Consider the following 6,303-nt stretch of genomic DNA (forward strand, 5'->3'; position numbering starts at 1 on the left):
GGAAGGAAAAATATGGCCGAAACTATCATTAAATGGGAGTATAGGATATATATCAACATCTTTTATAGGGAATCTTCTTAACAAGGAAATTCCTCTTGGGGGAGGATTTTCCGGATTAATCGGTATATCCGACTCTTTTAAAAATCCTGAATTCAACGCACATCTTAAAGGGGTCGGCCTTTATTATCAAAATTTAGCTATTCCGGAATGGAGCAGTAAAATTTACTTTAAAGACGGAAACCTTAATATTGAAAATATGGATATGAAATTTTCGGACAGCGAAATATTGTTTTTAAAAGGAAGTTTAATTGATTTAAAAGAAAATAAATTTAAGCTGAAAACAGAATTAAGGAATGTTCATGCCGGCCCGTTTACGGTTTTCGGAGGAGTAAATCTGAAAGGTGAATTATATGAAAATAATCAGAAATACGGTATAAAAGGACTAATCGGAGCAGAAGATTTATGGATTAATCAGCATAATGCAGCAAGAACTTTTATAGGGTTTGATTTTTACGAAAGCACAGTAACTTTTGGAAATTATTCAAAAACCACCTCAATTGCTGTCGGAAGCATGGGCCTGGGGAAATGGCCGCGTATTCAGTTCAACAAACTTAAACTCAGTCAAAAAGGGAAAAGTTTTGAGATTGACGGTATTTTAGGCCTGAAAAAATCGGATTTTATTGTTACTACAAAAAATCTTCCCGGCTCAACATTGTCTGAAATTGTTGAATTGCCCATGAATATTGAAGGTCCGATTAATTCAATAATAATAGGGAAGGGGTCTTTTGAACAACCGCATGTTATAGGAAATATCGCTGTTTCAAGCGGTTCATTTGCGGAAATGCCGTTTAATACACTAACAGTAAATTTTCATATTAAAAATAATGTCTTGAAAATATACAATTCAGGGATAGCCCAAAAAGATAAGTATGTGGTTACATTAGACGGTTTTGTGCCGTTCAGTCTGACCAAAGAAGGGGCAAAACGTATCCTTAACAATAAAGTTGAACTTGCCTTAGCGATTGAAAAAGAAAATCTTTCGGTATTCAACGGATTATTAGAAGATATTTCTTTTGAAAAGGGAGATTTGGAAGCAAGAGTTAATCTTGCAGGAACACTTTCAAAGCCTACATGGAACGGTTCATTGAAAATTTCGAAAGGAGAGCTTAATTCAAAAAGATATTTCAAAAAATTTAAAGATATAAATGTTGACCTTTCCCTGAAAAATAATTTACTAAAAATTGTAGAATTTTCAGGCAAGATTGGCGGTGGTTTAAACCGTCTTTCCGGTTCGGTTATATTTGAAGGATTTAAACCGAAGAAATTTGACCTTAACTGGAAAACTGAGAAAGACCAGGGTATTACTATATCTGTTCCGCAGCTGCCGATTCCAACCCCATTAGTAAAAACTGACGAATGGTCGTTGTTTTCCAATCTTTCGCACGGCGATCCGAAATTTAATTTAAACTTTTACGGGCCAATGGACAAATTAATGTTATCCGGCTGGGTAGAAATGGAAAACACCAGATTTAGTTATCCGTCGCTTTTAAAAGCAGAAGACAGGGAAAGCATGCTTGATGTTTTGTGGCCGATTATGTCGTTAGATATTGAACTTCGTTCAGGAAAAAATACCTGGTATGACAACGAACTTGCCAGTATTAATTTCGGAGGAAGCATCAAGCTTACCGGCAAGGCTGATGATCCAAAAGTAAACGGCAAAATAGAAGCCCAGCGCGGTATTATCTCCTATTTTGGTTCAGAATTTACCGTAAAACAGGCACTTTTAGAAATTGTTAATGACGAAGTTTATCTTGAAGCGGAGGCGTCTTGTGAAGCCTACATTCCCGGGCAAAGTATTCCAGATACAATAACTATGATAATAGATCGTGCAGAAATATCAAAAATTAAACCGCGGTTCAGTTCTAAAGACAATCAGCAGCTAACTTCAGAAAAAGCTCTTGCCCGCGCGGCCAGGATGGATCCTTCAATGTATGAAGGAGAAGATAGGGAATTTCTGATGAGGCGGCAGCTTATCCGAGTTATTGACTCATCTTTGGCAACGCCGATAGCGCGCAATATTTTAAGAAAAAGCGGCCTTGTAGACCAATTCAAGGTTCAATATATTGACAAAACCGAAACCAAACCTGTAAATCCGAATCAGACATCTATGGTTGACATATTGTACGGAACAAAATATTCTATGGAAAAATATCTCACGAACCAGGTTTTATTCGGTTACTCGCTTATTTTTGACAGGCTTCAAGACCATCTTGCTTTCCGTCATGAACTTGAGCTTTCATATAAATGGACAAAAAATATTTTTTTAAGGGGCTCTTATCAACCGGCAAATAAAGACCTGGGAAGCGAAGGAGAAAGAAAAATATCTATAGAACAGATGTTCAGGTTTGGCGGGGCGTTTTCTAAAAAGAAAAAGAAAAAATAATGAAACTCTATGGTCTTACGACCATAGAATCTTTGGTTTCTTCGGCGAAATCCCCGCCCGCCGTCGAGGCAAACGCCGAAGCTTACCCCCTAGTTTTGCCTCCCTGCAGTTTTCTTCGAAAACTAATCGCAGGGACAAGTAGCAAAACTAAACAGGGGGTTCCTTCTTCGCATTCATCTACGGACTTACGTCCGTAGTTTTCTGCGAAGGCGGATAATTAAAGGATAAGGTTTATCATATGGCAGAAAATAATATTTTTGACTTAATAATATTGGGTGCAGGCCCTGCGGGATACAGCGCGGCAATCCGTAGTGCGCAGACGGGAAAAAAGGTTTTGCTGGTTGAAAAAGAAAAATTCGGTGGAACCTGTTTAAATTGGGGATGTATTCCCACGAAATTTCTTTGGGAATCGGTTAATCTGGCAAAAAAGATAAGAAAAGCGGGTAATTTCGGATTTAGTGCAGAAATCAAAGACTATAGCTTTGAACTGATTCAGAAAAAAAATGAGAAAAATATTGAAATTCTTTCAAAAGGGTTAAAAAATCTTATAGAAAGTTATAAGATAGAAACAAAAAACGGTTCGGCAAAATTTATCGGCGGAAAAAAAATAGAAATAAGTTCTATTGACGGCAAAAAAGAAGAAATTGAATTTAAAAAACTTATTATTGCCTGCGGGTCCTTGCCTAAAGATTTGCCAAATTTAAAAATTGATCACAATAAAGTAATTGATTCAAGGGATGCCCTTCAGCTAAAGGAAATTCCAAAATCGCTTTTGATTATCGGCGGCGGGGCTATCGGTGTTGAGATGGCAACAATTTTTTCATATTTCGGAAGCGAAGTTTCTATTATTGAAAAAGAACCAAATATTCTTCCGGGGGAAGATGTAGAACTTTCTGAAGAAATCAAAAAAAACCTTGTGCGTTCCGGCGTCAGTGTAAATACCGGAGCCGTTTTTAGCGACGATTTGCGCGGAAAATTTGAAAAAATAATTCTGGTTGTCGGCAGGAAACCCAATATTGACCAACTTTTCTTGGAAAAAGAAGGAATTGTATATACCCCAAACGGCATTTCGGTAAACGAATATCTTGAAACTTCAGTAAAAGGAATATATGCTGCGGGAGATGTCAACGGCAAAGCCTATTTTGCCTATACGGCTATAGCTGACGGTTTGATATCAGCCGAAAATGCGTTTGTCGAAAAAAATAAAACCGAATATTCTAATGTTCCGAAGGTTGTTTTCAGCGATCCGCCTTGTGCAAGCATCGGGAATATCCCTGAGGATTTAAAGGAAAAAATTGTTTACGGGAAATTTCCTTTTACGGCAAACTCCCGCGCGTTAATAGAAGGGGAAAGAAGCGGATGGGTAAAAGTATCAGTAAATAAAAAAACTAATGAAATTTTATCCGGACAGATTATAGGGGCAAACGCTGACGAGCTTATTCAGTTATTAAGCATAGCCATAAGGAACAAACTTAAAGTTGACGATTTAAGAAGAGAATTGTTCTTTCATCCCGGTTTATCCGAAGCATTACTTTGCGCTTTGGAAGATTCAATAAATAAATGCGTGGAGCTGCCCAAAAAACAGTAATGAGTGATGCGCTGTTGGACCAAAAAGGCTTGCCCTTTTTGGAAGTAATGAGTATTTAAGCTTTCAGCCATCAGCTGTCAGTTAAAAAACTAAGAAAGACAAAGCAGAGTAGATATTAAAATAATCACTGTAATCGCAGTTATTAATCTGTGTAATCATTTTAAGAAAGGGAAAATATGAAAAGAACTCCATTGTATGAGGAACATATAAAATTAAATGCCAGAATGACGGAATTTGGCGGGTGGGAAATGCCGGTTCAATACAGCTCAATAATAAATGAACATAATGCGGTAAGGCAACATGCCGGTTTGTTTGATGCTTCGCATATGGGGGAGTTTGTTATATCCGGAAAAAATGCCGCGCAGTTTTTGGATAAAGTTACAGTTGCAAACATCGGCTCAATTATTCCCGGGCGGGCAAAATATTCAATGCTTTTAAATGAAAAGGGCGGAGTAATTGACGATATTATTATTTATCGCAGGCCAAACGATTTTTTTGTTGTAGTGAATGCGGGAAATATTGAAAAAGACTTTAACTGGCTTCAGGAAAATTTAATTGATGGTGTTCACCCCGTTAGAGAGAGTAGTTCTTTAACGAATAAAGATGTTACAATTACACCCCTGTCAAAAAATAAAAGTATATATCCCGGACAAGAGTTAGTAGTATCCTCTAACGGGGTAATTTTAGAAAATATCAGCGATAAAATAGGGCTTTTGGCTCTTCAGGGGCCGGAAAGTCAAAAAATAATGGAAAAGTTGGTTAATGATGACCTGTCACAAATAAAATATTTCGGTTTTATTAATCCTTCCTGGAAAGAAATGAAACCTGAGTATTCTATCCTTGCAAGAACAGGATATACGGGAGAAGACGGATTTGAGATATTTATCACTAATGACGGACTAAAAGTTTTATGGAATAAGCTGATAAGTATGGGGGTTACTCCTTGCGGGCTTGGGGCGCGAGATACTTTACGGCTTGAAGCCTGCATGCCTTTGCACGGCCATGAAATAAACGACGATATAACGCCTCTGGAAGCCGGGCTGGACTGGGCAATATTTTGGGACAAAGATTTTATTGGTAAACAAGCGTTGCTAAAACAAAAAAAAGAGGGTTTAAAAAAATTCCTTTCAGCAATTATTATGGAAGAGGGTATCCCGCGAGCCGGCTGCGATATTTTAATGCAGGGGAAAAAAACCGGAATTGTTAAGAGCGGAACATTTTCTCCGACATTTCGAAAGGGAATAGGGCTTGGATATATTGAAAAACCGGCAAAAATCGGCGACATTTTATCCGTATTAATTCATAATCAGGAAAAAAGCGCAAAAGTCGTCCAAAGGCCGTTTTATAAAAGAAAAGATAAATAGGTGTCTGTCCCTATTTATCAATGCTTTTTTGCTTCGTTGACAACTGATAAATATTTTAATAATATGAACTCAAATTCTGCAATAAAGGGGAACAACAAATGAAATTGGCCAGACTGATTCTTTGTTTTTGCGTTTTTGCTTCATTAATTCCTTCATATCTTTTTGCAAAAAGTGAAATGGTCGAAATAGCCGTAGAAATAACCGAAATAAATAACACCAAAGCAAACGATCTAGGTATCAAATGGACAGATACCATGCAGGTGGGACAGGTGGCAAATACCGTAAGCGGCAGAGTTCCGACAACTATGCCTGAACCCATAGGAAATTTTCCGTCGCTAATTAAAGTGGGGGATTGGGCTCAATATACTTCTCTAACTGCAGAGTTGAAATTATTGCAGGAAATGGGAGCAGCGCAGATATTATCCAAACCGAAAATATTAACTAAATCCGGAACATCCGCAAAAGTTATCGTTGGCGGAGAAATACCAATTGTAGCTACAGGCAATATCGGCGGAAGTATTGAATGGAAAGAATACGGCATAAAGGTAGAAATAACACCCCAAATCATTGGGGAAGAAATGATTGATATTGCTTTAAATACTGAGGTAAGCCGTTTAGATTATACGAAAATGTCCGGAGGGTATCCTTCAATAGTAAAAAGAGAAGCTAAGTCTTTTGTAAAAGTTAAAAGCGGGCAAACAATCACAATTGCGGGACTGATAGAAACAGACAAAGAAAATGTATCGTCCGGCATCCCTTTACTTTGCGATATTCCTGTGTTCGGGGTATTATTCAGCAGAAAGACCACAATTGAAAAAAAGACAAATGTTATGATTTTTGTTACGCCCAGAATTATTGAGCAATAGGATTATTATGGCAGAATTTGGCCTGCTGGAAGAATTCATTCA

At 37.6% G+C, this 6,303-nt stretch carries 4 protein-coding genes; all 4 read left to right on the plus strand.

Translation table 11 applies throughout. The annotated features are described in order from the left end of the window. The coding region (locus NT145_01870) for a translocation/assembly module TamB domain-containing protein (GenBank protein MCX5781441.1) at positions 1–2,443 on the plus strand (2,443 nt) is incomplete at its 5' end. Positions 2,444–2,681: 238 nt separating this feature from the next. After that, positions 2,682–4,031 carry a dihydrolipoyl dehydrogenase gene (gene lpdA, locus NT145_01875; GenBank protein ID MCX5781442.1) on the plus strand — a complete coding sequence of 450 codons (1,350 nt, stop codon included), beginning with the start codon at positions 2,682–2,684 and terminating at the stop codon, positions 4,029–4,031. Between the two features lie 176 nt (positions 4,032–4,207). After that, positions 4,208–5,395, plus strand: coding sequence for a glycine cleavage system protein T (locus NT145_01880; GenBank protein MCX5781443.1), 1,188 nt, complete (start codon positions 4,208–4,210; stop codon positions 5,393–5,395). Positions 5,396–5,493: 98 nt separating this feature from the next. Beyond that, the gene (locus NT145_01885) at positions 5,494–6,261 is read left to right on the plus strand and encodes a type II and III secretion system protein (protein ID MCX5781444.1); all 768 of its coding nucleotides are present in this window, start codon (positions 5,494–5,496) and stop codon (positions 6,259–6,261) included. Positions 6,262–6,303 lie beyond the last annotated feature (42 nt).

It is taken from the genome of Elusimicrobiota bacterium (genome assembly GCA_026388075.1).
GTDB lineage: Bacteria > Elusimicrobiota > Endomicrobiia > Endomicrobiales > JAPLKN01 > JAPLKN01.